Annotated in this window: 20 protein-coding genes and 1 pseudogene; 16 read left to right on the top strand and 5 right to left on the bottom strand. The window is 72.1% G+C overall.

Going from position 1 to position 24,836, the window contains the following annotated elements; all coding sequences use genetic code 11:
* Window positions 1-26 precede the first annotated feature (26 nt).
* Window positions 27-1,007 carry an EamA family transporter gene (locus P3T29_RS26695; RefSeq protein ID WP_280719208.1) on the top strand — a complete coding sequence of 327 codons (981 nt, stop codon included), beginning with the start codon at window positions 27-29 and terminating at the stop codon, window positions 1,005-1,007.
* A 76-nt stretch (window positions 1,008-1,083) separates the two neighbouring features.
* Here P3T29_RS26695 and P3T29_RS26690 read toward each other — a convergent pair.
* A pseudogene (locus P3T29_RS26690) lies at window positions 1,084-1,314 on the bottom strand (MarR family transcriptional regulator); the annotation flags it as partial.
* 328 nt (window positions 1,315-1,642) lie between these two features.
* On the opposite strand from P3T29_RS26690, the gene P3T29_RS26685 reads away from it, so the two are divergent.
* A complete protein-coding gene (locus P3T29_RS26685; RefSeq protein WP_280719195.1) occupies window positions 1,643-1,984 on the top strand; it encodes a DUF2218 domain-containing protein in 342 nt (113 codons plus the stop codon).
* 8 nt (window positions 1,985-1,992) lie between these two features.
* On the opposite strand, the gene P3T29_RS26680 is transcribed toward P3T29_RS26685, so the two are convergent.
* A complete protein-coding gene (locus P3T29_RS26680; protein ID WP_280719194.1) occupies window positions 1,993-2,610 on the bottom strand; it encodes a phosphatase PAP2 family protein in 618 nt (205 codons plus the stop codon).
* A 291-nt stretch (window positions 2,611-2,901) separates the two neighbouring features.
* Window positions 2,902-4,242 carry a 4-aminobutyrate--2-oxoglutarate transaminase gene (gene gabT / locus P3T29_RS26675; protein ID WP_280719193.1) on the bottom strand — a complete coding sequence of 447 codons (1,341 nt, stop codon included), beginning with the start codon at window positions 4,240-4,242 and terminating at the stop codon, window positions 2,902-2,904.
* Window positions 4,243-4,484: 242 nt separating this feature from the next.
* Here gabT and P3T29_RS26670 point away from each other — a divergent pair, with 242 nt between their 5' ends.
* The 8 genes from P3T29_RS26670 (at window position 4,485) to P3T29_RS26635 (ending at window position 15,680) form a co-directional block, all read left to right on the top strand.
* Window positions 4,485-6,614, top strand: coding sequence for an ATP-binding protein (locus tag P3T29_RS26670; RefSeq protein WP_280719192.1), 2,130 nt, complete (start codon window positions 4,485-4,487; stop codon window positions 6,612-6,614).
* Window positions 6,615-6,766: 152 nt separating this feature from the next.
* Window positions 6,767-8,332 (top strand): PucR family transcriptional regulator, encoded by a 1,566-nt coding sequence (locus P3T29_RS26665; RefSeq protein ID WP_280719191.1) that lies wholly within the window; start codon window positions 6,767-6,769, stop codon window positions 8,330-8,332.
* A gap of 175 nt (window positions 8,333-8,507) precedes the next feature.
* Window positions 8,508-9,950 carry an aldehyde dehydrogenase family protein gene (locus P3T29_RS26660; RefSeq protein WP_280719190.1) on the top strand — a complete coding sequence of 481 codons (1,443 nt, stop codon included), beginning with the start codon at window positions 8,508-8,510 and terminating at the stop codon, window positions 9,948-9,950.
* Window positions 9,951-10,070: 120 nt separating this feature from the next.
* Window positions 10,071-11,300 (top strand): 1-deoxy-D-xylulose-5-phosphate reductoisomerase, encoded by a 1,230-nt coding sequence (gene dxr, locus P3T29_RS26655; RefSeq protein ID WP_280719189.1) that lies wholly within the window; start codon window positions 10,071-10,073, stop codon window positions 11,298-11,300.
* A 73-nt stretch (window positions 11,301-11,373) separates the two neighbouring features.
* Window positions 11,374-12,687 (top strand): site-2 protease family protein, encoded by a 1,314-nt coding sequence (locus P3T29_RS26650; RefSeq protein ID WP_280719188.1) that lies wholly within the window; start codon window positions 11,374-11,376, stop codon window positions 12,685-12,687.
* Between the two features lie 164 nt (window positions 12,688-12,851).
* On the top strand, window positions 12,852-14,012 hold the full coding sequence (gene ispG, locus P3T29_RS26645) for a flavodoxin-dependent (E)-4-hydroxy-3-methylbut-2-enyl-diphosphate synthase (protein WP_280719187.1): 1,161 nt from the start codon (window positions 12,852-12,854) through the stop codon (window positions 14,010-14,012).
* Between the two features lie 129 nt (window positions 14,013-14,141).
* A complete protein-coding gene (locus P3T29_RS26640) occupies window positions 14,142-15,017 on the top strand; it encodes a GNAT family N-acetyltransferase (RefSeq protein ID WP_280719207.1) in 876 nt (291 codons plus the stop codon).
* Window positions 15,018-15,128: 111 nt separating this feature from the next.
* Complete coding sequence (locus tag P3T29_RS26635) at window positions 15,129-15,680, top strand: GNAT family N-acetyltransferase (RefSeq protein ID WP_280719186.1); 552 nt, start codon at window positions 15,129-15,131, stop codon at window positions 15,678-15,680.
* An 87-nt stretch (window positions 15,681-15,767) separates the two neighbouring features.
* Here the strand turns inward: P3T29_RS26635 and P3T29_RS26630 are convergent, their stop codons facing one another.
* Entirely contained in the window at window positions 15,768-16,691 is a 924-nt protein-coding gene (locus tag P3T29_RS26630) for an aminoglycoside phosphotransferase family protein (protein ID WP_280719185.1), read from the bottom strand.
* An 85-nt stretch (window positions 16,692-16,776) separates the two neighbouring features.
* Window positions 16,777-17,961, bottom strand: a complete 1,185-nt coding sequence (locus tag P3T29_RS26625) for a ferritin-like domain-containing protein (RefSeq protein WP_280719184.1) — start codon at window positions 17,959-17,961, stop codon at window positions 16,777-16,779.
* A gap of 376 nt (window positions 17,962-18,337) precedes the next feature.
* Between P3T29_RS26625 and rimP the strand changes: the two genes are divergently transcribed.
* From rimP to rbfA, 6 genes are all read left to right on the top strand, one after another.
* A complete protein-coding gene (rimP, locus tag P3T29_RS26620) occupies window positions 18,338-18,928 on the top strand; it encodes a ribosome maturation factor RimP (protein ID WP_280719183.1) in 591 nt (196 codons plus the stop codon).
* Between the two features lie 57 nt (window positions 18,929-18,985).
* Window positions 18,986-19,996, top strand: a complete 1,011-nt coding sequence (gene nusA, locus P3T29_RS26615; protein ID WP_280719182.1) for a transcription termination factor NusA — start codon at window positions 18,986-18,988, stop codon at window positions 19,994-19,996.
* Between the two features lie 82 nt (window positions 19,997-20,078).
* Window positions 20,079-20,369, top strand: coding sequence for a YlxR family protein (locus tag P3T29_RS26610; protein WP_280719206.1), 291 nt, complete (start codon window positions 20,079-20,081; stop codon window positions 20,367-20,369).
* A 209-nt stretch (window positions 20,370-20,578) separates the two neighbouring features.
* On the top strand, window positions 20,579-23,800 hold the full coding sequence (gene infB, locus P3T29_RS26605) for a translation initiation factor IF-2 (RefSeq protein ID WP_280719181.1): 3,222 nt from the start codon (window positions 20,579-20,581) through the stop codon (window positions 23,798-23,800).
* A gap of 147 nt (window positions 23,801-23,947) precedes the next feature.
* Window positions 23,948-24,244 carry a DUF503 domain-containing protein gene (locus P3T29_RS26600; protein ID WP_280719180.1) on the top strand — a complete coding sequence of 99 codons (297 nt, stop codon included), beginning with the start codon at window positions 23,948-23,950 and terminating at the stop codon, window positions 24,242-24,244.
* Window positions 24,245-24,394: 150 nt separating this feature from the next.
* On the top strand, window positions 24,395-24,835 hold the full coding sequence (gene rbfA, locus P3T29_RS26595) for a 30S ribosome-binding factor RbfA (RefSeq protein WP_280719179.1): 441 nt from the start codon (window positions 24,395-24,397) through the stop codon (window positions 24,833-24,835).
* Window position 24,836 lies beyond the last annotated feature (1 nt).

Genomic DNA, 24,836 nt, shown 5'->3' with positions numbered 1-24,836 from the left:
CCATGTCGGCTTCCCCGAACTCCACCATGACCCCTCGTCACATCGCCCTGGCAGTGCTGATCGCTGCCGTCTGGGGCCTGAACTTCGTGGTGATCCACGTCGGCCTGGAGAACTTCCCGCCCCTGCTGTTCTGCGCGCTGCGCTTCGCCGTGGTGGCGGTGCCGGCGGTGTTCTTCGTCGGCCGGCCCAAGGTCTCCTGGCGCTGGATCCTGCTGGTCGGCTGCACGCTCGGCATCGTCAAGTTCGGTCTGCTCTTCCTCGGGATGCACGCCGGGATGCCGGCCGGGCTGTCCTCGCTGGTGCTGCAGAGCCAGGCGATCTTCACCGCCCTGTTCGCCACCGTCATGCTGCGCGAGCGGCTGGCCGGACGTCGGCTCGTGGGTCTCGCGACGGCCTTCGCCGGGATCTGCCTGGCAGCCGTCGACCAGGGTGCGGGCGGTGCGGCCGGGCCGATCGGGGCGTTCGCCCTGGTGATCGGCGCGGCGGTGTTCTGGGGGCTGTCCAACGTGCTGACCCGGAAGGCGGCGCCGCCGGACGCGCTGCGCTGGATGGTCTGGATCAGTGTCGTCCCGCCGCTGCCGCTGCTCGGGCTCTCGCTGCTGGTCGAAGGGCCGACGGCCGATCTGCACGCGCTGACCGGCATCACCGCGACGGGCGTCGGCGCGCTCGCCTATGTCGGGCTGCTGTCCACCCTGTTCGGCTTCGTCGCCTGGAGCTTCCTGCTCCGGACCTACGAGGCGTCCGCCGTCGCGCCGTACTCGCTGCTCGTGCCGGTCTTCGGGATGTCCTCGTCCTGGCTGCTGCTCGGCGAGCGGATCAGTGCGGTGACGACCGGGGCGGCGGTGCTGGTGATCGTCGGGATCGGCCTCACCGCCCTGCGTGGGCCTCGGTGGTCGCAGCGGTCGCAGCTGTCGGCACCGCCGGAGCCGACGCGTGGAACCGGCTCTCGTACGCGGCCTCGGCGACCCGTAGTGCCTGCAGCAGCGCGTCCTGGTCGGCCTGACTGACCGGTCCGAAGTACTCCTGCGCGACTTCGTGTCTGACCTGCCCGATCCGCTCCAGGGCCGAGTGCCCGGCCGCCGTCAGGACGAGCCGGACGGCGCGCCGGTCCGCCGGGTCCGGGGTCCGCTCGACCAGGCCGGCCTCCTCCAGGGCGTCCACCACGGTGGTCGCCGAGCGCGGGGCGATGTGCAGCCGGTCGGCCAGGTCGCTGAGCCGCATCGCCTCCCGGCCCTCGCAGCCCGGGGCGTGCGCGAGGGTGCGGAGTGCGCGGGCCTGGCCAGGGGTGATGCCGTGCGGTTCCAGTTGCCGCATGCTCTGCCGCCGGATCCGCTTCATCGCCCGGGTCAGCGCGTCGGCGAGTTCCGCAGCGGTGTCGGTCGGCGGGGTGGTCATCGGCGGGCTCCCGGGATGGGCGTGCCCCGGCCCGGAGGCTGGGGGAGGGTGGGGTCAGGCTACCGGCCCGTTCGGACGGTCCGGACGGGCGGCCGGGCTGAGCGGCTCGGATGAGCGGCCGGGACTAGCGGCCCGGAGGGCTCGAGATATGGATCCAATAACACCTTGAGCCAGACTCAGTATTCAGGCTAGCGTGTCGGTCGATGGGGCGCCGTCCACAGCGTGCCCCCGTAACCCTGGAGTGCGGATGTCCCGTTCCGAAGCCCGTGTGAGCACCGACCGTCCCGCCCGCTACGGCAAGCAGCTGGCCGCCCACCTGGGGCGCAAGGTCGAGGCCCGGTGGTCCGAGGAGACCGGCCGGGGTGAGCTGACCTTCAAGGCCGGCAGCGCGACTCTGGTCGCCGAGCCGGGTGTCCTGCTGCTCGCCGTCGAAGGGGCCGCCGAGAACCTCGCGGTCCTCGAGGACGTGGTCGGCCGTCACCTGGTGCGCTTCGGCGCCCGCGACGAGCTGGTGGTCGAGTGGCACCGTGACAGCGGTGAGCCCGGTCTCGTCCACCGCAACGAGGAGGAGCCCGTAGACCCTCAGTGACCAGCAGGTCAGTCGGCCGGGCTCGGGAGTACCCGGGGCAGGCCCCACAGCACCACCCCGGCCAGGCACCAGCTGGCCGTCACGTCCAGCAGCCAGTGGTAGTCGCTCCAGACCAGGCCGACGCCCACGCCGAGGCAGACCAGCGCGGTCGCCGGGTACAGCCACCGCCGGACCACCGGGCTCGCCGTCGTCCGGCTGATCAGCAGCGCCGCCGCCCCGTACGCGATCGCCGAGGTGGCGGTGTGCCCCGACGGGTACCAGCCCCACTGGCCGGGTCCGACCGTCTCGCCCAGCGGGCCGGGACGGGCGAACCACGTCTTGGCCGGTACCACCAGCAGCGGGATGAGCAGCGCGGTCAGCGCGGCCGTCGGCAGCGGCAGCCACCAGCGCCGCCCGCCCGCCCGCCACTCCCGCCAAGCGGCCAGGGCGGCCCCGACGAGCAGGACGGGGATGGCCGGGATCGAGCCGCCGAGGTCGGCCAGGCCGCGCCCGCCGTAGTCGATCCACGGGTTGTCCAGCCAGCCGCGCAGCTCGTGCACGCCGTGCCGGGCGCTGAGGTCCAACCGGAGCAGGGGGCCTCCGACGGCTACCTGCCAGGAGATGACGACCAGCAGCGCTGACAGCACCAGTGGCAGCCGGACGCGCGAGAGCCGCCCTGGAGCAGGGGGGAGAGCTCCAGGGCGGCTGGGGTGATCGCCGTTCCGCGCGCCCCGGGGGGTGTGGGCCGGACGGTCGGTCGATCGGTCCTCGGACGTCACCACCCCGGGCGGAGCGGCAGACGGGGTCGCTGAGGGTCGCGGCTTGCTGTCCATCTGTGACGACCCTACGTCAGTGTCCCTGTCGGGCCGAGGAGCTTCGGCGTACTCGCACAGCATCTTCACCCTGTGGAGCCGCCCGGGTGAAGGTGTGACGACGCGTCAGACCGCCGCGAAGGCACCCTCGATGATGTCCATGCCCTCGGTGAGCAGGTGCTCGGGGATCACCAGCGGCGGCAGGAAGCGCAGCACGTTGCCGTAGGTCCCGGCGGTCAGCACGATCAGGCCCGCGGCGTGGCACGCCTTCGCGATGGCCGTGGTGATCTCGGGGTTGGCGTCCTTGGTGCCCGGCTTGACCAGCTCGATCGCGACCATGGCGCCGCGACCTCGGACCTCGCCGATCACGTCGAACTTCTCCTGCATGGCGTGCAGGCGGCCGAGCATGATCTCGCCGATCCGCTGCGCCCTGCTGTTGAGGTCCAGCTCCTTCATGGTCTCGATCGAGCCCAGCGCGGCGGCGCAGGCCACCGGGTTGCCACCGTAGGTGCCACCCAGGCCGCCCGTGGCCGCAGCGTCCATGATCTCGGCGCGGCCGGTCACGGCGGCCAGCGGCAGGCCGCCGGCGATGCCCTTGGCGGTGGTGATCAGGTCCGGGACGATGCCCTCGTCCTCGCACGCAAACCACTGGCCGGTGCGGCAGAAGCCGGTCTGGATCTCGTCCGCGACGAAGACGATGCCGTTCGCCTTCGCGTACTCGACGATCGCGGGCAGGAAGCCCTTGGCCGGCTCGATGAAGCCGCCCTCGCCCTGGATCGGCTCGATGATGATCGCCGCGACGTTGTCGGCGCCGATCTGCTTGTTGATGATGTCGATCGCCTGCGCGGCCGCCTCGGCGGCGCAGTTCTCGGCACCGGTCAGCCAGCGGTACGGGTACGCGACCGGGACGCGGTAGATCTCCGGGGCGAACGGACCGAAGCCCTGCTTGTACGGCATGTTCTTCGCCGTCAGGCCGAGGGTGAGGTTGGTGCGGCCGTGGTAGCCGTGGTCGAAGACCACGATGGCCGTGCGCTTGGTGTAGGCGCGGGCGATCTTCACCGCGTTCTCGACGGCCTCGGCGCCCGAGTTGAAGAGCGCGGTGCGCTTCTCGTGGTCACCGGGCGTCAGCTCGTTGAGCTGCTCGGCGACGGCGACGTAGCCCTCGTACGGGGTCACCATGAAACAGGTGTGGGTGAAGGCCTCCAGCTGCGCGGTGGCCTTGGCGACCACGGCAGCGGCACTGTTGCCCACGTTGGTCACGGCGATGCCGGAACCGAAGTCGATCAGCGAGTTGCCGTCCACGTCCTCCAGCACGCCGCCACCGGCGCGCGAGACGTAGACCGGCAGCGTGGTGCCCACACCGGCGGCCACCGCGCCGAGCTTGCGAGCATGCAGCTCCTGCGACTTCGGGCCGGGGATCGCGGTGACCAGGCGGCGCTCCTGCGGGAGCGGCGTTGAAGCGCTCATGGTGATTCTCCAAGTTCTCAAGGCGCGGTAATCGCAGGCTACGGCGGTGCGGCGGGGCCGGGCATGCGCCACTCGGTAGCACTGGGCTGTCCGACTTGTCCGGCGCGGCCAGCGCGCGCGGATCGGCTACCGGGTGCCCTCGCTCCACTACATTGAGCGGGGGCGTGTCGTGCTACGGGCGGCATGGGTATGGCCGCATCGAGTTGACGACGTGCCGGGTGGGCGTAGGGAGCGGGGCCGCAATGGGACTGGACGGCACACACGGGCAGCAGGCCGCACCACCGGTCTACCAGGCTGATCAGCTTTCCGCCGTCCCGGCGCAACGCGGCGCCCACTTCGATCTGGCGGGCTGGGTGAACGAGCCCCGCCCCGAGGCGGGTCCCGGCATCTACCGGTACGGCTACCGGCCGGCCGACCCGGCCCGGACCAAGGACGCGGGTGTCCCGGCGGGCGCGCTGCTGCTGCGCGCCCTGCTCAATCTGCTGGTCGCCTGGTTCGCCGAGATCTACGCCGTCCAACTCGTGTACTACGTGGCCGGCCTGTTCGACGTGGTGCCGCAGACCGAGACCCCGGCCCTGGTGGTCCTGCTGCTCGTGCACGCCGTCGTACTGACCGGAGTGATCAAACTCTTCGGCCGGATGGGCCGTTGGCCCGAGGTCTGGCGCCGCTGGATCTCGCCGCTGCTCGCCCGCACCGTCACCCACGAGGAGCCCGCGCCGCCCGCCACGCCCGCCGAACTCCGCCGGCCCGCCGACCAGGTCGGCCCGGTGGACCCCGCCGACCCGTGGCACGCGCTGCGGGTGGGCGGCGCCGTTCCCGCCGCCCAGCAGCTGGCCGCCGCCGCCGTCGGCGACGTGGACTACGTCCGGATCCAGCGGGCCTGGCAGACCGTCCAGGGCGACCCCGAGCTGCTGCCCGCCTTCACCGAACAGGTCACCGCGCGCGCCGCCGCCGCCTGCTCCCACCCCTCGGAGGCCCGCGACCTGCCCGGCCGCAGCGGCCGCCACGACCTGCTGACCCGTCAGGTCCGGCTCGGCACCGCCCAGGACGTGATCAAGAACCCGGCCGAGCACCGCTCGGCCGGGTTCGCCCTGGACCCGGCCCTGCTCGGCACCTCACTGCTGGCCGTCGGTCCGGCGGGCACCGGCAAGACCGCCCGCCTCGCCCGCCCGGTCGCCGAGGCGCTCTGCCTGCAGGCGCTGGCCGGTACCGCCTGCGCGGTGGTGATCGGCGCGGCCGACGCGGATCTCGGCCCGGACGAGTGGTACGACGTGGTGATCGCCCCCGGCGACCCCCGGTCGCCGTACGGGCTGGACCTGTACGGTGCCGCCAAGGACGTGGACGAGGCCGCCGCCCGGCTCGCCGACGCGCTGCTCCCCGACGAGCTCACCGCCCGCGCCGAGAGCGCCCGGATCGCGCTGCAGCAGACGGTCGGCCCGTTCCACGCCGCCTACCGGCGCTACCCCGGGGTGCGCGAGCTGCGCGCCCTGCTCGGCGGTGACCCGGACAGCTGGGCCGCGCTCGGCAAGGCCCTGCGCGAGAGCGGCCGGCTCGCGGTGTACGAGCCGGACCTGCGGCACCGCGAGCGCCAGCACGGCCGGGCGGACGACCCCGGCGCCCTGCTCGCCGACCGCCTCGCCCTGCTCGACCGCCCGGCCTTCGCGGGGTTCTTCCCCGGCGACGGGCGGGGCGTCGAGCAGGGTGTGGAGCAGGGTCCCGATACGGACGCGGCCAAGCCCGCCTTCGCGATGCGGGCGCTGGACCACCCGCTGCGGGTCCGGGTCAAGCTCCCCGAGCGCAGCCACCCCGAGGCCGCCCGGATGCTCTCCCGCCTGGTGGTGAGCCAGTTCGTGCAGGCGACCGTCGTCCGGGAGGAGCGGACGCTGTTCGCCGGGCTGGTGGTCGACGACGCGTCGGCGGCGCTGGACGGGCACACCGTGCGCGGGCTGCAGCGGATGCGCGGCGCCAACGCGGGTGCGGTGCTGCTGCTGCGGACGCTGGTCGACCTGCCCGAGGCACTGCGGGCGCCGCTGTTCGGTGCGGTCGGCTGCCGGATGGCCTTCCCCGGTATCGCGCCCTGGGACGGCAAGCTGTTCTCGGAGGCGTGGGGTACCCATCTGGTCCAGGAGACCGCGATCACCCACGCCCCCGACACCTCCGGCGGCCTGCCCCGCCGGGCCGGCCGGGCCGTCCGCAAGGCGCTCTCGGGCACCACGGCGCAGACCGAGAGCATCACCACCCGCGATGTCGAACGACACCGCTGGTCGCCCTCCGACCTCGCGCACGCGCTGCCCAGCGGCCACGCGGTCATCTCGCTGACCACGGTGGACGGCGAACAGGTGCCCCCGCTCCTGGTGGATCTCCGGTCCTGACTCCGCAGCGGAGGATTCGACGGCGTGGGTTGTCCGGTGCGTACATAATGGGTTGAGATGCCCTCCCCCTCGCCGACCGCAAACGGCGCCAGCCGCCCAGTGCCTGCCGCTCAGCGGCCGATGTCGCAGCGGGTCGAACCACCGAAGGTGCCATGCCCCCCACACTCGCCTCCGTCGTCCGCAACAGTTCGCTCCACCTGACCCTCCTGGCCGGCGCGGACCACCTCGAACGGCCCGTCCGCTGGGTGCACACCAGTGAGCTGGACGACCCCACCCCCTTCCTCGAAGGTGGCGAGCTGCTGCTCACCACCGGCATCAAGCTCGGCAAGAGCGCGGCGCGTCTGCAGGCGTACGTGCACCGGCTGGCCGACGCGGGGGTCATCGGGCTCGGTCTCGGGGTCGGCCTCTCGCACACCGAGGTGCCGCAGCCGCTGGTGGACGCCGCCGCGCAGCGCGGGCTGCCGCTGATCCGGGTCCCGGAGGCGACGCCCTTCATCGCGATCAGCAAGTCCGTCTCGGCCGCGCTCGCCGCCGAGCAGTACGAGGCCGTGACCACCAGTTTCGAGGCCCAGGAGGAGCTGACCCGGGCCGCCCTCGGCAAGGACGGCACCACCGCCGTGGTTCGCAAGCTCGCCGCCCGCCTCGGCGGCTGGGCCGCGCTCTACGACGGTTCGGGCGCGCTCTCGGCGGTCGCACCGGACTGGGCCGCCCGCCGGGCCGGCCGGCTGGCCGCCGAGGTGGACAGGCTGCGCCGCCGCCCCGCGCCCTCCAGCGCCGCGCTCCAGGGCCGCTCGCCGGGCATAGACACGGCCGACGAGGACTACGTGGTGGTCCAGTCGCTGGGTGCCGACCGGCGGGCCCGGGGCTTCCTCGCCGTCGGCACCGAGGACCGGATCACCCCGACCGAGCGCTACGTACTGAACGCCGCCGTCGCGCTGCTCACCCTCACCCTGGAGCGCTCGCGCGAGCTGCGGCAGGCCGAGGAGCGGATGGGCGCGGCGCTGCTGGGCATGGTGCTGGCCGGTGAGGTGGCGACGGCCCGGCAGGTCGCGGCCGGGCTGTTCGGCGGGCTGCCGGAGGGCACCGTCCGGGTGCTGGTCGCGGGGGCGGCCCCGGCGGTGGAGGCCACCGAGGCGCTCGGCGAGCTCGCCGACCGGGCCGAGCAGGCCGGCGGCCGGGTCGGCGAACGCCTGTTGGTCTCCCGCGAGGACGGCCCGCACGGGCCGCGCCTGACGGTGCTCGCACTGGACAACGGCGCTGCGCACCGGGCCTGCCTGGGTGCGGTCGAGGAGCACGAGGGGCTGGCGCTGGGCGTCTCGGCGCCCTGCGCCCTGGAGGACGCGGGTGTCGCGTCCGCCCAGGCCGAGCGGGCCCTCGCGGTGGCGCTGCGCGGCGGGCGCCGCTCGGTGGACCACGAGGAGGTCGGCACCGGCTCGCTGCTGCCGCTGCTCGGCGAGGAGGCCGTGACGGCCTTCGCCGAGGGCCTGCTCCGCCCGCTGCGCGACCACGACCGCACCTCGCGCGGTGACCTGGTCGCCTCGCTCAGAGCCTGGCTGTCCAGACACGGCCAGTGGGACGCCGCCGCCGCCGACCTCGGCGTCCACCGGCACACCCTGCGCTACCGGATGCGGCGCGTCGAGGAACTCCTCGGCCGCTCGCTGGACGACACGGACGTCCGGATGGAGCTCTGGCTGGCCCTCCGGGCGGGCGAGGAGTAGCGGGGCGGTCTGCCCCGCCGCGTTCTCTGTCACTTTCCGCTGTCCGCCTTGTAGTAATCGAATGGCCGATCGTTACGCCGTGGCCAATCCGGTTCGCGTCCGCCGCGCCCTACCGTTGGGCTCAAGCTTCACGTTCGTGGGGCACACAGACGACGACGAGAGGGCCGGTGCGACCGTGACCACCACTCATGACTTCTGGCTGGCCGGCCGCCGGGCGAGCGGCGACTCGGACTTCGAGGTCCGCCACCCGTTCGACGACAGCCTGGTCGGCAAGGTCAGCGTCCCCACCGACGCCCAGGTCGAGGAGGCGGTGGCCGCCGCTGCCGCCGCCGCGCCGGTCTTCGCCGCCACCCCGGCACACGTCCGGGCCGGTGCCCTGGACCACGTGGTCAAGCGGATGACCGAGCGGGCCGAGGAGATCGCCCGCCTGATCACCGCCGAGAACGGCAAGCCGGTCAAGTGGGCCCGTGGTGAGGTCGGCCGGGCCATCTCGGTCTTCCGCTGGGCGGCCGAGGAGGCCCGCCGCACCAACGGCGAGACCATGCGGCTGGACACCGACCCGGGTGGCGTGGGCCGCTTCGCGGTGGTCCGGAAGTTCCCGAGGGGTGTCGTCCTGGGCATCGCCCCGTTCAACTTCCCGCTGAACCTGGTCGCCCACAAGGTCGCCCCGGCGATCGCCGTCGGCGCCCCGATCATCCTCAAGCCGGCCCCGGCCACCCCGATCTCCGCCCTGCTGCTGGGCGAGATCCTGGCCGAGACCGACCTCCCGGCCGGTTCCTGGAGCATCCTCCCGGTCCCGAACGAGAAGATGCCCGCCCTGGTCCAGGACCCGCGCCTGCCGGTGATCTCGTTCACCGGTTCGGACAAGGTCGGCTACCAGATCATGGACTCGGTACCGCGCAAGCACGTCACCCTGGAGCTGGGCGGCAACGCGGCGGCCGTGGTCCTCGCGGACTGGTCCTCCGAGGCCGACATCGAGTGGGCCGCCTCCCGCATCGCCACCTTCTCCAACTACTCGGCCGGCCAGTCCTGCATCGCGGTGCAGCGCGTGATCGCCGACGCGTCGGTCTACGACGCGCTGGTCGAGAAGATCGTCGCCAAGGTCCAGGCCCAGGTCACCGGTGACCCGAGCGACGAGGCCACCGACGTCGGCCCGCTGGTGGACGAGAACGCCGCCAAGCGCGTCGAGTCCTGGGTGGACGAGGCCGTGGCCAAGGGCGCCAAGGTGCTCACCGGCGGCGTGCGGGCGGGCGCGGCGTACGCGCCGACCGTGCTCGCCGAGCTGCCCGGGGACGCGATCCTGGCCACCGCCGAGGTCTTCGGCCCGGTGCTCTCGCTGCACAAGGTGGACGGCGTCGACGAGGCGTTCGCCGCCGTCAACGACTCGAAGTACGGCCTGCAGGCCGGTGTCTTCACCCACGACCTGCAGACCGCCTTCCGCGCGCACAGCGAGCTGCAGGTGGGCGGCGTGATCATCGGCGACGCCCCGTCCTACCGCGCCGACCAGATGCCGTACGGCGGCGTCAAGGACTCCGGCGTCGGCCGCGAGGGCGTCAAGTACGCGATGGGCGACTTCACCTACGAGCGTGTCCTGGTGCTGACCGGCCTCGACCTCTGAGCCACCCCTCCCGGGCGTACCCGCTGATGCCCCGTCACCGCACGCCGGTGGCGGGGCATCGGCACATCCGTCACCCCGCCCGGTGAGGCGCAGTCCCCGGGGCAAGCCACAATGGATCCCATGAACTCGCTCGCCGCCCCTCAGCTGCGCTTCACTCCCGTCGTCAAGGACCCGGCCGGCCCCCGGGAGCTGGTCATCCTCGGCTCCACCGGTTCGATCGGCACCCAGGCCATCGACGTGGTGCTGCGCAACCCGGACCGTTTCAAGGTGGTCGCCCTGTCGGCGGCCGGCGGGCGGGTGCAGCTGCTCGCCGAGCAGGCGCTGCGGCTGGGTGTGCACACCGTCGCGGTCGCCGACCCGGACGCGGTGCCCGCGCTGCGGGAGGCGCTGGCCGCGAAGGCGGCCGGGCGGGCGCTGCCGGAGATCCTCGCGGGCCCGGAGGCAGCCACCGAGCTGGCCAGGCTGGAGTGCCACTCGGTGCTCAACGGCATCACCGGCTCGATCGGCCTGCGCCCGACGCTGGCCGCGCTGCGGGCCGGGCGGGTGCTGGTGCTGGCCAACAAGGAGTCGCTGATCGTCGGTGGTCCGCTGGTCAAGGCGGTCGCCAAGCCCGGCCAGATCGTCCCGGTCGACTCCGAGCACACCGCGATCTTCCAGGCGCTGGCCGGTGGCACCCACGCCGAGGTGCGCAAGCTGGTGGTGACGGCGAGCGGTGGCCCCTTCCGGGGCCGTACCAGGGAGCAGCTGGCCGGTGTCACCGTTCAGGACGCGCTGGCGCACCCCACCTGGGCGATGGGCCCGGTGATCACGATCAACTCCGCCACGCTCGTGAACAAGGGCCTCGAGGTGATCGAGGCGCACCTGCTCTACGACGTGCCGTTCGACCGGATCGAGGTCGTGGTCCACCCGCAGTCGATCGTCCACTCGATGGTGGAGTTCACCGACGGTTCGACGCTGGCCCAGGCCAGCCCGCCGGACATGCGGATGCCGATCGCGCTCGGCCTCGGCTGGCCCGACCGGGTGCCCGACGCCGCGCCCGGCTGCGACTGGACGAAGGCCGCCACCTGGGAGTTCTTCCCGCTGGACGACGTGGCGTTCCCGGCCGTGGCGCTCGCCCGCGAGGTGGGTACGCTCGGCGGGACGGCTCCGGCCGTGTTCAACGCGGCCAACGAGGAGTGTGTCGACGCTTTCCTCAAGGGTGGTCTCGCTTTCACCCAGATCGTGGACACTGTGGCGAAGGTCGTCGGCGAGCACGGCGTCCCTGCTTCGGGAACTTCCCTGACGGTGGAGGACGTCCTTCACGCGGAGGACTGGGCCCGGGCCCGGGCCCGGGAGCTGGCGGCGGGCTGAGCGGTAGCCGGCTGAACGGTACGTACCGGCCGGACGGCAGGTACGAGCAGAGCGGTATGACGGAGGACGAGCAGTGTCAGACGTGATGTGGGTGCTCGGCATCCTGCTGTTCGTGGTCGGGCTGCTGTTCTCGATCGCCTGGCACGAGCTGGGCCACCTCTCCACGGCCAAGCTCTTCGGCATCCGGGTCCCGCAGTACATGGTCGGCTTCGGCCGGACCATCTGGTCCCGCCGCAAGGGCGACACCGAGTACGGCTTCAAGGCGATCCCGCTCGGCGGGTACATCCGCATGATCGGGATGTTCCCGCCGGGCGCGGACGGGCGGATAACCAAGCGCAGCAGTTCGCCCTGGCGCTCGATGATCGAGGACGCCCGGGAGGCCTCCTACGAGGAGCTCCAGCCCGGCGACGAGCACCGGCTGTTCTACACCCGTAAGCCGTGGAAGCGCGTCATCGTGATGTTCGCGGGCCCGTTCATGAACCTGATCCTCTCGGTCGCGCTCTACCTGGCCTGGTTCATGGGCATCGGGCTGCAGATGCCTGTACAGACGGTGTCCACCGTCAGCGAGTGCGTGCTGCCGGCCGCCGTCGCCGCGACGACCGACAAGTGCCCGGCGGGCGCCACCAAGTCGCCGGCCAACCTGGCGGGCCTCAAGGCGGGCGACCGGATCGTCTCGTTCAACGGCGACTCGATCAGCTCCTACAACCAGCTGCAGGCCGACATCCGGAAGTCGCCCGGTCAGAGCGTGGCCATCGTGGTCGAGCGCAAGGGGCAGCAGCAGACGCTCAAGGCCGACATCACCAGCAACACCGTCAGCGCGGTCGACAAGAACGGCCGTTTCGTCCAAGGCGCCGCGCCCGTCACCGCCGGCTTCCTCGGCTTCACGCCGGCCACCGGTGTGGTCCATCTGGGCGTCGGCGAGAGCGTCACCCAGATGACCGACATGGCCCGGCACGGGATCTCCTCGCTGGCCGCCCTGCCCGGCAAGATCCCCGGCCTCTGGCACGCGATCGTGGGCCACGACCCCCGCCCGGCCGACTCCCCGATGGGCATGGTCGGCGCCGCGCGCCTCGGCGGTGACGTCTTCTCGATGGACCTCCCGGCCACCCAGCAGCTCGCCTTCATGATCCAGCTGCTCGCCGGGATCAACCTCTCGCTCTTCCTGTTCAACATGCTGCCGCTGCTGCCGCTGGACGGCGGCCACATCGCGGGCGCCCTCTGGGAGTCGCTGCGCCGCCACGCCGCCCGGCTCTTCCGCCGCTCCGACCCGGGTCCGTTCGATGTCGCGAAGCTGATGCCGGTGGCCTACGTGGTGGCCGGGATCTTCATCTGCTTCACGGCTCTGGTGATGGTGGCGGACATTGTCAACCCTGTGAAGATCAACTGAGGGTGATCGGGCGAGCCTGTCCTCCACATGCCGGACGGGCTGAGTGTGCCCGCGTGCGTGACCGTGCCGTACCGTTGGATCTCGGGTCTGCCTGTGTCGGGAGGCCCGGTCCGGCCAGAGTCACCCGGCCGGCTCACACACCTCACCTGGGGAACCCTGCGCACATGACCGCGATCTCGCTCGGTATTCCGTCCCTGCCGCTCAAGCCGCTGGCGACCCGCCGCGTCTCACGGCAGATCAAGGTCGGCAACGTCCTGGTCGGCGGTGACGCCCCCGTCTCCGTCCAGTCGATGACGACGACGGTGACGGCCGACATCAACGCCACGCTCCAGCAGATCGCGGAGCTGACGGCCTCCGGCTGCCAGATCGTCCGGGTCGCGGTGCCGACCCAGGACGACGCGGACGCGCTGCCGACCATCGCCAGGAAGTCCGGCATCCCGGTGATCGCCGACATCCACTTCCAGCCGAAGTACGTCTTCGCGGCGATCGACGCCGGCTGTGCGGCGGTCCGGGTGAACCCCGGCAACATCAAGCAGTTCGACGACAAGGTCGGCGAGATCGCCAAGGCGGCCAAGGACGCCGGCACCCCGATCCGGATCGGCGTCAACGCCGGCTCGCTCGACAAGCGCCTGCTGGAGAAGTACGGCCGTGCCACCCCCGAGGCGCTAGTCGAGTCCGCGCTCTGGGAGTGCTCGCTCTTCGAGGAGCACGACTTCCGCGACATCAAGATCTCGGTCAAGCACAACGACCCGGTCGTGATGATCAACGCGTACCGCCAGCTCGCCGCCGCCTGCGACTACCCGCTGCACCTCGGCGTCACCGAGGCCGGCCCGTCCTTCCAGGGCACCATCAAGTCGGCCGTCGCCTTCGGTGCGCTGCTCTCCGAGGGCATCGGCGACACCATCCGGGTCTCGCTCTCGGCGCCGCCCGCCGAGGAGGTCAAGGTCGGCAACCAGATCCTGGAGTCGCTGAACCTGCGCCAGCGCGGCCTGGAGATCGTCTCCTGCCCGTCCTGCGGCCGCGCCCAGGTGGACGTCTACAAGCTGGCCGAGGAGGTCACCGCCGGTCTCGAGGGCATGGAGGTACCGCTGCGCGTCGCCGTCATGGGCTGCGTCGTCAACGGCCCGGGCGAGGCCCGCGAGGCCGACCTCGGTGTCGCCTCCGGCAACGGCAAGGGGCAGATCTTCGTGAAGGGCGAGGTCATCAAGACCGTCCCCGAGTCGAAGATCGTCGAGACCCTGATCGAGGAGGCCCTCAAGCTGGCCGAGCTGATGCAGGCCGAGGGCGTGGAGTCCGGCTCGCCGGTCGTCGTCGCGGCCGAGTGACTTCAGAGCCTGGCGTGATTCGGGGTCGTCCGTTCACGGACGGCCCCGAAGCCTTGCCCCGGGAAGCAGCCGGAGTAGGGTGCGGCGAGAGTTTCCATAGGTGAGGTGTCTGTGCTCGATCGAGGTGTGATGCTCCCCGGCCCCTTCCAGGTTGCGCGCGCCCTGGCGACCACCCGGGTCCTGGACGTCCCGGATCTCGCCGACACCCTGGAGGTGCTGCACCGCGACCCGGTGGCCAACGCCTTCGTCGCCACCAGGGTGGAGGCCGTCGGGCTGGACCCGTGGCGACTCGGCGGCGAGATGTGGGGCTGGTTCGACGCGGACGGGCAGCTGGAGTCGCTCTGCTACGCCGGAGCCAACCTGGTCCTGGTCAACGCCGGGCCGGAGGCCGTCCGGGCGTTCGCGGAGCGGGCCCGCAGGCAGGGCCGTCGCTGCTCCTCCATCGTCGGCCCCGCCGGGCCGACGGCAGGCCTCTGGGCGCTGCTGGAGCGCAGCTGGGGACCGGCGCGCGAGGTGCGGGCGCACCAGCCGCTGCTGGCGACCGCCGCGCCGTCCGCCGAGGTGGCCCCCGACCCGCTGGTCCGGCGGGTGCTGCGGAGTGAGATCGACGCCCTGATGCCGGCCTGCGTCGCGATGTTCACCGAGGAGGTGGGCATCTCCCCGCTGGCCGGGGACGGCGGTCTGCTCTACCAGGCCCGGATCGCCGAACTCGTCGGTGGTGGACGGTCGTTCGCCCGCTTCGATGAGCACGGGCAGGTGGTCTTCAAGGCCGAGGTCGGCGCAGTCACCTCCGGGGCGTGCCAGATCCAGGGCGTCTGGGTGGCGCCGGAGCACCGGGGCCGGCGGCTCTCCGAGTCGGGCATGGCGGCCGTACTGGGCTTCGTGCTGGGCGACGTCGCCCCGATCGTCTCGCTCTACGTCAACGACTACAACGTCCGCGCCCGGGCGGCGTACCAGCGGGTGGGCTTCCGCGAGGTCGGCGCGTTCATGAGCGTGCTGTTCTGACCGGACGGCTCGTCGGCTGCTATCTGCGGTGGCCTTCTGTGGGTGGCCTTCTGTCGTTGATCGGCGGGAACGCCGGAGCAATCGGGTGGCGGAGTAGTAACGTCCGGGGTCATGGAGCAGCTGACCGAGGTGACGATCGAGGCCATCGACCTCGCGGCCTGGGCGCCGTACGCCCTGGACGTCCAGACGGTCGCCTTCGGGCTGAGCCCGGAGGAGGTGGCCGTCCGCCTGCAGATCGTCGGCCGGCACGCGCTGCAGCCCGGGGTGATCGCGTTCGGGGCGATGCACGGCGGACAGCTGGTGGGCTTCGGTTACGGCATGCCCAACCACCGGGAGCACTGGTGGAGCACGGTGATCGAGCCGCACCTCGAGGCGCGGGGATACGGGGACTGGCTGGACGACGTCTTCGCCATCACCGAACTGCACGTGCTGCCCGAGTTCCAGGGGTACGGTCTCGGCAGCTCACTGATCAGGACGCTCTGTGAGCGATCCGGGCGTCCGCGCAGCATCCTGTCGGCGATCGACGCGGAGACCCCGGCCCGGCGGCTGTACCGCTCGCTCGGCTACCGGGATCTGGCCCGGGCTGTGCGGTTTCCGAACACTGTTCGACCGTATGTGGTGATGGGGGCTCAGCTGCCGCTGCTTGGCTCCGCCGGGCGGTAGGCACAAGCAGGGCGTGCGGGGCTGAACGAGGTGGGAGGGTGCGGGTCGGTGCCTTCCGATTCGCGCAGTTCCTCGCGCCCCTGACTACTACAGCCAGGCGGCGAATTCGAGGTGGAGTTCGGCGGTGGTGGTGTCGCCGGACTCGAGGCTGCGGAGGCCGGCTTCGATGGTGCGGAAGAGGGTCCAGTTGCGCAGGCGGTCGTGGTTCACGTCGACGGCGTCGGCGAGTTGGTGGAGTCGGCGGCGGGCCGCTCCGCGTGGGCCGGGTGAGCCGACCAGGGTGTCCATCCGGTCGCGGGCGAGCCAGGCGAGGTCGTAGGCGCGTTCTCCGACCAGTGGTCTGGGGGAGATCGCCAGCCAGGGGGCGCGGTCGGCGGCCAGCACCTTCCCGTGGTGGAAGTCGCCGTGCAGCAACAGGAGTTCGGGCTCGTCGGCGAGCAGCCCGGTGGCGGCTTCCAGTGCCTCGTCGATCAGCGGCCGGGCCTCGGCGGCGGCCGGCAGCTCCCGGCGGCGGCGCAGGCCGGCGGCGAGTTCCGCGACGTGATCGGCGACCAGTGGGAACGGGTGTCCGTCGTTCGGCGGTACCCAGAGGCGGCTGAGCAGACTGGTGGACTCCAGCATCGCCTTGGACTCGGCGAGCGAGCGCAGCGGGATGTCGCCGTACAGCCGTTCCAGCAGCAGGACCCCCGTCGCCGGGTCGGCCGCCAACAACAGCACCGTTCCGCGTCCTGCCCAGTGCGCGAGCGCGGCGTGCTCCTGGGCGATGGCCGGGATGCTGAGCCCGGCCTTGAGGACGGCGGGGGTCAGGTCTGCGCGGTGGACGTAGCCGATCAGACTGTGCCGGCCGCCCGGTCGGCAGATCCGCTCCAGGGTGAGATCCCAGCCCGCGAGGTGCTCGGCGACCGTCGTGGGGAGCGCGGCGAGCCAGGCGGATCCCCGTTCTCCCGCCGAGGCGCGGACGGTCTCCGCGAGACGGTCGGGGACGGTGATCTGCCCTGCTGCTGCCGACATGCTGGCCTTTCCGTTGGAGCCTTCCCGGGCCGGGTACCCCGGGCTGCCGCTCGCCCATTGTCGGCCATGGGGGCGAAGGCGCTGGTCAGGCGCTCGGGACGACGTTGTCCGCAGCGGGCAGGCCCGGGAGAGCGGGGAGGTTGCCACCCCAGTGGCGGGCGTTCAGGGCGGCCTCCCGCAGGGCCGCCGCAGCGTCCAACCGGAGCGGGCCGGTGGCGGCTTCGACCAGGTCGGCGTACACGGCGGTGAGCTGCGCCTCGATGTGCACCGCGAGATCACCGGCCGAGGCGGGGGTGGCCACCGCGAACGGCAGCTGGTAGCCCGGTGCGGCGGCGGCGGGGGTGGCGCCGTCGGTGGTGAGCAGCCGCTGCCAGGCGTCCCGGCGGGCCTGGTGCGCGGTGTACGAGGCGCGGCCGTCGTCGTGCTGCGGCCCGGCGGGCAGGTGCCCGCCGATGACTCCGTACCCGTAGACGGCGGCGTGCTCGGCGGCGAGCGCGGCCTGCAGCGCGTTGACGGCGGAGCTGGGCAGCGGCGCCTTCGTGGCGGACGCGGACGTGGACGCGGTGGCAGACGGGGTGGGGGAGGCGGAACCCGAGGCCGACCGGGACCGGGACGGGGAGGGCGACAGTGAGGGCGACGGGGAGGGCGACGGGGAGGGCGAGCTGGTGGGGGCGGGCAGCGGGACGGCGATCGGGCCGGTGTCGCCGAGGGCCGTCGCGTGCAGGGCGTCCGAGGCCGAGACGGCGGCCAGCAGCTTGGCGAGCGCGGGGGAGGCGGCGAGGAGATCGCCGAGCCGGCCACCGGCGGTCTGCCGTTCTGCGGCGGCCAGCGCCGCCACCGTGGGAGGCCGGGTGGGCGCGGAAGCCGAAGCCGAAGCCGAAGCCGAGGCTGCGGCGGAACGGCTGGGGCTCGCGCCCCTGCTCGCGCTCTTCGTCGCGCCGGCGGAGGCCGAGACGGAGACGGACGCGGAGGCCGACGCCGAGGCCGAGGGCAGTCCCTTGGCGAGTGCCGCCCGGTGGGTGACCAGGTCGGCGCGGAGCGGCTTCAGCCGGTCGGCCTGGGCGCTGCCCGGCCCGGCGAGCAGCGCGTCGTACGCGGCGAGCAGGGTGTCGGTGGCGGTCACCGCGCGGGCCCGCAGTGCCTGGTCTGGGTCGGGGTGCGGTTGGTCGCCGCTCTGGCCGTTGCCGCTGCCGCCCGAACAGCCGCAGACCAGCTGGGCGCAGCCGAATGTGCCGAGGGCCAGGAAGGTCCGCCGGGTGGGGGACAGCATCGAACGCTCCCGCAGAGGTCATGGGGAGCCGTCCGGCCCCCCGCTGCGGTGCATCATTTCAGGATCGGGCATCCCGGGGCGCGAACCCTGTGAGCTTGCTCGCAGGGGTGGGCGGCGGCCGACCGGTGGATGCCGGGCGGGCGTGGGAACGTACGGTGGTGGCGGCCGTCCGGAGTGACCCCCGTCCGTCCGGCCGGAATCGGCGGTTCGGGGGTTGACCGGATAGGCTTTGGCTCGAGCCGCTGCGATTGAGCTCCAACCGATCCGCGTATCCGAACCACTCCCGAGGGGTGGCGCCGGGGACGCGGCGGTCGCGTTGGGGGCCCTCGCAGCCCGACCTTCCGACAACAGCACACGCGGCCGAGGAGTCACCCGGATGAGCACCACCCCCACTGACCGGCTGCGTGAACTGCTGGAGCCGCTGGCCGCCGAGTTCGGGTTCGACCTCGAAGAGGTCAAGGTCACCCAGACCGGCAGCCGCCGCCAGGTGCAGATCGACGTGGACGCGGACGGCGGGGTCGACCTCGACGCGGTCGCGGAGTTCAGCCGCGAGGTCAGCCAGGCGCTCGACGAGTCCGACGTGATGGGCGAGGCCCCCTACCTCCTGGAGGTCGGCTCGCCCGGTGCCGAACGGCCGCTCACCCTGCCCCGCCACTGGCGCCGGGCCGAGGGCCGCCTGGTCAAGGCGTACCTGGTGGACGGCAGCGAGATCGTCGCGCGGCTGCTGGAGATCGACGAGGACGGCGTGCTGGTCGAGGTGCAGCCGGTCAAGGGGCGCGGCAAGCCCAAGGAGCGCCGTCTCGCGTTCGCCGAGATCGCTCGCGCCCGGGTGCAGGTCGAGTTCAACCGCAAGGACGAAGAGCTGCTCGACGCGGCCGAGGACATTCCGGACGACGAGAACATCCTGGACGACGATCTTTCGGACGACGACATCCTGGACGACGAGGACGCGGCTGACGATGAGTGAGCGCCGGACCGTCCGAATCCGCACCATGAACGTGAAGACAGAAGAGGAGGCGTAGTCGTGGACATCGACATGAGCGCCCTGCGTGGGCTGGTTACCGAGAAGAACATCCCGTTCGAGCTGCTGGTCGAGTCGATCGAGTCGGCCCTCCTCATCGCGTACCACCGCACCGAGGGCTCGCGCCGCCGTGCGCGGGTGGAGCTGGACCGCAAGACCGGGCACGTGACGGTGTGGGCGCTGGAGGACGCCTCCGAGCTGGAGGAGGGCGTCGAGCCCAAGGAGTTCGACGACACCCCGGGTGGCTTCGGCCGGATCGCCGCCAGCACCGCCAAGCAGGTGATCCTGCAGCGCCTGCGTGACGCCGCCGACGACCAGACCTTCGGCGAGTACGCCGGCAAGGAGGGCGACATCGTCACCGGTGTCGTCCAGCAGGGCAACGACCCGAAGAACATCCTGGTCGACATCGGCAAGCTGGAGGCCATCCTCCCGCCGCAGGAGCAGGTCCCGGGCGAGGACTACCGCCACGGCACCCGCCTGCGCTGCTACGTGGTCGCCGTCCGCCGAGGCGTGCGCGGTGCGTCCGTCACCCTGTCGCGGACCCACCCCAGCCTGGTGAAGAAGCTGTTCGCGCTGGAGGTCCCGGAGATCGCCGACGGCAGCGTCGAGATCGCCTCGATCGCCCGTGAGGCCGGTCACCGCACCAAGATCGCGGTCTGGTCGCGCCGTCAGGGCCTGAACGCCAAGGGTGCCTGCATCGGCCCGATGGGCGGCCGGGTGCGCAACGTGATGGCCGAGCTGCACGGCGAGAAGATCGACATCGTGGACTGGTCCGAGGACCCGGCCGAGATGGTCGCCGCCGCACTGTCCCCCGCGCGGGTGACGAAGGTCGAGATCGTGGACTACGCCCAGCGCTCCGCACGGGTGATCGTCCCGGACTACCAGCTGTCGCTGGCGATCGGCAAGGAGGGCCAGAACGCCCGCCTGGCCGCCCGCCTGACGGGCTGGCGGATCGACATCCGCCCGGACACCGAGGCCCCCGAGGGCGACCGGGACGAGCGCTCCCGCGACTAACAGGGCGAGCAGAAAGCCCGCGTGCCGTCCTGCAGTAACCGGCAGGGCGGCGCCATGTCCCTTCGGAGGGGTAGACTTGAGGTTGTCTGGCCGGACGCATGTCCGCGCATGCCCTGAACGCACCTGCGTGGGCTGCCGCAAGCGAGCGGCCAAGCACCAGCTGTTGCGTGTCGTGGCGGTCGAGGGCGTATGTGTCCCCGATCCTCGCGGCGCACTGCCGGGCCGGGGCGCACATCTGCACCCCGATTCGGCCTGTCTCGACCTCGCGGTACGCCGAAGGGCGTTCCCCAGGGCCTTCCGGCTCCAGGGCACGCTCGACACGGACGCGCTGCGTGAGTACGTCGAGGAGAGGGCCGGCACCCCGGCGTCCTGAGTTCTCAGGCGCGGCACCACCGCACGTAAACAGCACAGCTCGCGCATCGTCGCGCGCTGTGCGCCACATCAAATACCTCGCGAGTTGGAAGTAGGTCGAGATTGCGATGAGCACCCCTCGATGAGTACGCGATGAGTACGCGATGGGTTCGCCCATGAAGTAGCGACAGTCCGGCGGACGATTGCCCCGGACTCATAGACTGGAGTGAAGTGGCTAAGGTCCGGGTATACGAGCTCGCCAAGGAACTTGGCTTGGAGAGCAAGGCTGTGATGGCCAAGCTCACCGAGCTGGGTGAGTTCGTCCGTTCGGCGTCCTCGACGATCGAGGCGCCGGTCGTGCGCAAGTTGACTGACGCTCTTGGAGTGGCACCTACGGGTGGTTCCGCTGCCAAGCCTGGCCCGCGGAAGCCCGCGGCGCCCCAGCCCGCCGGTGGCGCTGCCGCCGGTGCGGCCGCACCCAAGCCGGGTGCCCCCACCCCGGGTCCGCGCCCTGCCGCGACCCCGGGTCCCCGTCCGACCCCGGCAGCGGCTCCCGCCGCCGCTGCGGCTCCGGTGGCTCCGGCCGCCCCCGCCGCACCGAAGCCGGCCGCTGCGACCCCGGGCCCGCGCCCGGCCGCGCGTCCCGCTGCGCCGGCTCCGGTGGCTCCCGCCGCCGAGTTCTCCTCGTCGGCTCCCGCCGGTGACGCTGCGGCACCGGCCCGTCCGGCTGCTGCTGCCGCCACCCCGCCGGCCGCTCCGGCCGCGCGTCCGGCTGCTGCCGCCCCGTCCTCGGGTGCCCGTCCGGGCCCGCGTCCGGCCGGCCCGCGTCCGGGTAACAACCCCTTCACCTCCGGCAGTGCGACCGGTATGGGCCGTCCCGGCGAGCGCCGTCCGGCTGCCGCCGGTGCCGGTGACCGTCCGGCGCGTCCGGCTGGTGCGCCGGGTGCCGACCGTGGCGCCGCGCGTCCCGGTGGCGACCGTCCGCGTCCCGCTGGTGCGCCGGGTGCCGACCGTGGCGCTCCGCGTCCCGGTGGCGACCGTCCGCGTCCCGCTGGTGCTCCCGGTGCCGACCGTGGCGCCGCGCGTCCCGGTGGCGACCGTCCGCGTCCGGCCGGTGCTCCCGGCGCCGACCGTGGCCCGCGTCCCGCCGGTGCCTCGCGCCCCGACGGCATGCCCCGTCCGGCCGGCCCGCGCCCCGGTGGCCCGAGCCCGTCCGGTATGCCCCGCCCGAACCCGGGCATGATGCCGCAGCGTCCGGCTCCGGGCCCCGGCGGCCGTGGCCCCGGTGGCCCCGGCGCCCGTCCGGGTGGTCCCGGTGCCCGTCCCGGTGGTCCGGGTGGTGCCGGTGGCGGCGCCCGTCCCGGCTTCGCCGGTCGCGCGGCCGGTCCGGGCTCGCGCCCGGCCGGTGGTGGCGGCTTCGGCGGTCCCCGTCCGGGTGGCGGCGCCGGTGGTGGCGGTGGCTTCGGCGGTCCCCGTCCGGGTGGCTTCAGTGGCCGTCCCGGTGGCCCGGGTGCCCGTGGTGGCACGCAGGGTGCCTTCGGTCGTGGCCCGGGCGGTCGCCCGGCCCGTGGCCGCAAGTCGAAGCGCCAGCGTCGTCAGGAATACGAGTCGATGCAGGCTCCGTCCGTCGGCGGTGTGATGCTGCCCCGTGGCAACGGGGCGACTGTCCGCCTGTCGCGTGGCGCCTCGCTGATGGACTTCGCGGAGAAGATCAACGCCAACCCGGCCGCGCTCGTCTCGGTGATGTTCAACCTCGGTGAGATGGTCACCGCGACCCAGTCGGTCTCCGACGCGACGCTCGAGATGCTGGCCCAGGAGATGGGCTTCATCCTCGAGATCGTCAGCCGGGACGACGAGGACCGTGAGCTGCTGGAGTCGTTCGACATCGACTTCGGTGCCGACGAGGGCGACGAGGACGAGCTCATGCCTCGCCCGCCGGTCGTCACCGTCATGGGTCACGTCGACCACGGTAAGACCCGCCTGCTGGACGCCATCCGCAAGACCAACGTGGTGGCCGGCGAGGCCGGTGGCATTACCCAGCACATCGGTGCGTACCAGGTCACGGCGACGGTGAACGACGAAGAGCGTCCGATCACCTTCCTCGACACCCCGGGTCACGAGGCGTTCTCCGCCATGCGTGCCCGTGGTGCCAAGTCCACCGACATCGCGATCCTGGTGGTCGCGGCCAACGACGGTGTCATGCCGCAGACGGTCGAGGCGTTGAACCACGCCAAGGCCGCCGGTGTGCCGATCGTGGTCGCGGTCAACAAGATCGACACCGAGGGTGCAGACCCGGTCAAGGTGCGTGGTCAGCTGACCGAGTTCGGTCTGGTGGCCGAGGAGTACGGCGGCGACACCATGTTCGTCGACATCTCCGCGCGCCAGGGTCTGAACATCGACCAGCTGCTCGAGGCCGTCGTCCTCACCGCCGACGCCTCGCTCAACCTGGTGGCCAACCCCGAGCAGGACGCGCAGGGTATCGCCATCGAGGCCCACCTCGACAAGGGTCGCGGTGCCATGGCGACCGTCCTCGTCCAGCGCGGTACCCTCCGCGTCGGCGACTCGATCGCCGTCGGTGACGCCCACGGCCGCGTCCGCGCCATGCTGGACGAGAACGGCAACAACGTCGCCGAGGCGGGCCCGTCCCGTCCGGTCCTGCTGCTCGGCCTCACCTCGGTGCCCCGCGCCGGCGACAGCTTCATCGTCGTCGACGACGACCGCACCGCGCGTCAGATCGCCGAGAAGCGTTCGGCCCGTGACCGCAACGCCATGTTCGCCAAGCGTCCGATGCGGGTCTCCCTGGAGAACCTGGACCAGGCGATCGCGGCGGGCGACATCCAGCAGCTCAACCTCATCGTCAAGGGCGATGTCTCCGGTTCCGTGGAGGCCCTTGAGGACGCACTCGTCAAGCTCGACGTGGGCAACGAGGTCGAGCTCCGGATCCTGCACCGCGGTGTGGGTGCGATCACCGAGTCCGACGTGGACCTGGCGATGGGCTCGGACGCCATCATCATCGGCTTCAACGTGCGCGCCGAAGGCCGCGCCCGTACGGCTGCCGACAAGGAAGGCGTGGATGTCCGGTACTACTCGGTCATCTACCAGGCCATCGAGGAGATCGAGGCAGCCCTCAAGGGTCTGCTCAAGCCGGAGTACGAGGAGGTCCGCCTCGGTTCCGCAGAGATCCGCGAGGTGTTCCGTTCCTCCAAGTTCGGCAACATCGCGGGTGTCATCGTCCGCGAGGGCCTGCTGCGCCGCAACGCCAAGGCCCGCCTCATCCGCGATGGCAAGCTCATCACGGAGAGCCTCACCATCGAGGGTCTGCGTCGTTTCAAGGACGACGCGACCGAGGTCCGCGAGGGCTTCGAGGCCGGTGTGACCCTGGGGTCGTTCAACGACATCAAGGTCGACGACGTCATCGAGACCTACGAGATGCGCGAGAAGCCGCGCGCGTAAGCGTGGTCTGCCGGGGCCGGTCGGCGGGGTAATTCCCGTCGACCGGCCCCGGTCTCGCTGTGTAGGGTCTGCGTAGTCCCCGTTCGGGGGCGGACCCCCTGTTCGGGGGCTGTTACGAGGCCTTCAGGTCGGCGAGACCTGTCACACATGTTCGTAGGAACACTCACCTTCGACCTGCTCCTCGGCGACGTACATTCGCTGAAGGAGAAGCGTTCGATCGTGCGGCCCATCGTGGCCGAGCTGCAGCGCAAGTACAGCGTGTGCGCAGCGGAAGTAGGGAACCAGGATCTGCACCGCAGGGCCGAGATCGGCGTCGCGGTGGTGTCCGGCGAAGCCGGGTTCGTCACCGAGATCCTGGACAGCTGTGAGCGGTTCGTCGCCGGCCGCCCCGAAGTACAGCTGCTCTCCGCGAGGAGGCGCTACCACGGCGACGACGATGACTGAGAGCGGGGGCGGTGGTGAGAAGTCACCACCGTCACACCGACGAGGACCGACAGCGCCCACAAGGCTGGGCGCGGGCAGGTACGTTGGGGTTTGGGCCCCACCGGGTGAGTCCATGACCCGGGTATCGCGCTCACCGCACGAGGAGACAACGTGACCGACAAAGCAAGGGCGCGCAAGCTCGCCGACCGGATCCAGGTGGTCGTGGCAGAGACCCTGCAACGGCGGATCAAGGACCCCCGGCTGGGTTATGTGACCATCACCGACACCCGGGTCACCGGGGACCTCCGGGAAGCCACCGTCTTCTACACGGTCTACGGCGACGACCTGGAGCGTCAGGCCACGGCGCAGGCGCTGGAGAGCGCCAAGGGCGTGCTCCGCTCGGAGGTCGGCAAGCAGACCGGGGTGCGTTTCACCCCGTCGCTGACCTTCGTCGCGGACGCCCTGCCGGAGAACGCCAAGAACATCGACGAGCTGCTGGACCGGGCTCGGCTCTCCGACGCCGCCGTTCGCACGGCCGCCGCCGGGGCGACCTTCGCCGGGGACGCGGACCCGTACCGCGTGCCGGGCGAGGCCGACGACGAGGACGAGTAGT

Source organism: Kitasatospora sp. MAP5-34, from assembly GCF_029894335.1.
GTDB lineage: Bacteria > Actinomycetota > Actinomycetes > Streptomycetales > Streptomycetaceae > Kitasatospora.
Note: the sequence above shows the minus strand (reverse complement) of the source record. Positions and strands in the feature narration are given on the sequence as shown.

What these genes read in the sequence shown, in the direction of transcription:
- ispG (WP_280719187.1), top strand. Translation starts at nt 12,852, where the DNA reads ATGACCGCGATCTCGCTCGGTATTCCGTCCCTGCCGCTCAAGCCGCTG.
- P3T29_RS26670 (WP_280719192.1), top strand. Translation starts at nt 4,485, where the DNA reads ATGGGACTGGACGGCACACACGGGCAGCAGGCCGCACCACCGGTCTAC.
- gabT (WP_280719193.1), bottom strand. Translation starts at nt 4,242, where the DNA reads ATGAGCGCTTCAACGCCGCTCCCGCAGGAGCGCCGCCTGGTCACCGCG.
- P3T29_RS26685 (WP_280719195.1), top strand. Translation starts at nt 1,643, where the DNA reads ATGTCCCGTTCCGAAGCCCGTGTGAGCACCGACCGTCCCGCCCGCTAC.
- P3T29_RS26695 (WP_280719208.1), top strand. Translation starts at nt 27, where the DNA reads ATGACCCCTCGTCACATCGCCCTGGCAGTGCTGATCGCTGCCGTCTGG.
- P3T29_RS26635 (WP_280719186.1), top strand. Translation starts at nt 15,129, where the DNA reads ATGGAGCAGCTGACCGAGGTGACGATCGAGGCCATCGACCTCGCGGCC.
- P3T29_RS26630 (WP_280719185.1), bottom strand. Translation starts at nt 16,691, where the DNA reads ATGTCGGCAGCAGCAGGGCAGATCACCGTCCCCGACCGTCTCGCGGAG.
- P3T29_RS26600 (WP_280719180.1), top strand. Translation starts at nt 23,948, where the DNA reads ATGTTCGTAGGAACACTCACCTTCGACCTGCTCCTCGGCGACGTACAT.
- P3T29_RS26625 (WP_280719184.1), bottom strand. Translation starts at nt 17,961, where the DNA reads ATGCTGTCCCCCACCCGGCGGACCTTCCTGGCCCTCGGCACATTCGGC.
- dxr (WP_280719189.1), top strand. Translation starts at nt 10,071, where the DNA reads ATGAACTCGCTCGCCGCCCCTCAGCTGCGCTTCACTCCCGTCGTCAAG.
- P3T29_RS26665 (WP_280719191.1), top strand. Translation starts at nt 6,767, where the DNA reads ATGCCCCCCACACTCGCCTCCGTCGTCCGCAACAGTTCGCTCCACCTG.
- rimP (WP_280719183.1), top strand. Translation starts at nt 18,338, where the DNA reads ATGAGCACCACCCCCACTGACCGGCTGCGTGAACTGCTGGAGCCGCTG.
- P3T29_RS26640 (WP_280719207.1), top strand. Translation starts at nt 14,142, where the DNA reads ATGCTCCCCGGCCCCTTCCAGGTTGCGCGCGCCCTGGCGACCACCCGG.